This is a genomic window from Intrasporangium sp., assembly GCF_032907665.1.
Classification (GTDB): Bacteria; Actinomycetota; Actinomycetes; order Actinomycetales; family Dermatophilaceae; genus Intrasporangium.
The window spans coordinates 1568-3213 of record NZ_JAJJPG010000231.1; the positions used below are offsets into that span (position 1 = coordinate 1568).

Genomic DNA, 1646 nt, shown 5'->3' on the forward strand with positions numbered 1-1646 from the left:
GCGCCGAGCTCAGACCGCGCCGAGCTCACACGGCGCCGAGCTTCTCCGGGTTGCTGATCGCGTGCACGTCGGTGATCCGGCCGTCCTCGACCGTCATGAAGTAGACGGAGTGCACGCCGTCGGGTCCGCGGGCCACGACGGCAGGCTCGCCGTTGAGCGTGCGGATCTCTGCGGCGACGTTCGCCGTCTCGGGATTCCGGAGCACGCCGAGGATCCAGCGGATCACCTTCTCGACAGAGTGGATCGGGCGCAGTGCCGCCCGCCGGACGCCACCTCCGTCGGTGACGAGGGTGACGTCGGGGGACAGGACCGCGATGAGCCCCTCGACGTCCCCCGTGACGGCGGCGGCCAGGAACCTCTCGATGACGGCCCGGTGGCGGCTCTCCTCGACGACCTGACGCGGTGGACGCGCGGCGAGGTGGGACCGGGCCCGCGAGACGAGCTGTCGCACGGAGGCGGGTGACCGCCCGAGGGCGTGGGCCACCTCGGGCGATGCCATGCCGAAGACATCGGTCAGGACGAAGGCGGCTCGCTCGAGCGGGGTGAGCGACTCGAGGACGATGAGCATCGCCATCGACACCTCGTCGGCGAGCTCGGCCGCCTTCGCCGGGTCGTCGCTCGTCGCGGTGGCGACCGGCTCGGGCAGCCACGGGCCGACGTAGCTCTCGCGGCGTGCCTTGAGCTCGCGCAGCCGGTTGAGCGCGAGCCGTGACGTGATCGTGAGCAGGTAGGCACGCGTGTCGTTGACCGTCGCCGGGTCCACGGCACTCCACCGGAGCCAGGTCTCCTGGACGACGTCCTCGGCATCCGAGTGGACGCCGAGGAGCCGGTACGCCGCTCCCAGCAGCAGGCCACGATGCTCCTCGAAGGCCGCTGCCGCGGGGTCGTCGGTCATCGGTTGGGCACCTCGCAGTGCGCTTTGAAGCCCTGGCTGGTCAGTCCCAGGGCTGCGTTGGTCCGGGATCGGAGGTTCTCCACCGCGATCATCGCAGTCAGCTCGACGAGCTGCTCGTCAGAGAGCGATGCTCGCAACCCCTCGACCATCTCGTCGGTGACGGTGGGCGGCGTGCTCGTCATGGCCTCCGCGTACTCCAGCACCTGCCGCTCGAGGGGCGTGTACACGTCGCTGGCCCTCCAGTCGGCGAGAGCCTCGAGCTTGGCCGGGTCCATGCCCCGGTTGCGGGAGAGGAAGTAGCCGAAGTCGATGCACCAGCTGCACCCGATCTCTGCACTCACGGCACCTTCTGCGAGGTCGCGCAGGTCGGGGTCAAGGCTCGACCACCGGGGGACCGACAGCTCCAGCAGCGACATCGTCGTCAGCACCTTGCGGTTGTGCAGCGCGGCGAGAGCCGGCTCGAGCATCGCGCCGTACTTCCGCGTGCTCCACCAGCGGGCGATCCGGAGGAACACACTGTTCGGGTGGTCGAGCGGGATGCGGGCGGTGCCGACCGTGGGCTTGACCGTTGCGACGGTCGGCGTGTTGACGGGCGTGGTGATCGCCATGGTGTCCTCCTGTGGCGGGTGGGTTTTGTCTCGTCAGGGGGTGGACACGGGGCGTCGCCGAAGTGTGACATCCGCGCACCGGCAGCCTCAGGCCGTATGCCGCTGGGCCAGGTCGCGCGTGCGAGGTCGCGATGCGTGTGGGG

2 protein-coding genes are annotated in these 1646 nt (G+C 70.2%); both read right to left on the reverse strand.

Annotated elements, in window-relative coordinates:
* Positions 1 to 25 precede the first annotated feature (25 nt).
* Complete coding sequence (gene sigJ / locus LOY02_RS18685; protein ID WP_317183872.1) at positions 26 to 895, reverse strand: RNA polymerase sigma factor SigJ; 870 nt, start codon at positions 893 to 895, stop codon at positions 26 to 28.
* Positions 892 to 1503, reverse strand: coding sequence for a carboxymuconolactone decarboxylase family protein (locus LOY02_RS18690; protein ID WP_317183873.1), 612 nt, complete (start codon positions 1501 to 1503; stop codon positions 892 to 894). The genes sigJ and LOY02_RS18690 overlap by 4 nt, the downstream gene beginning before the upstream one ends.
* Between the last annotated feature and the right edge of the window lie 143 nt (positions 1504 to 1646).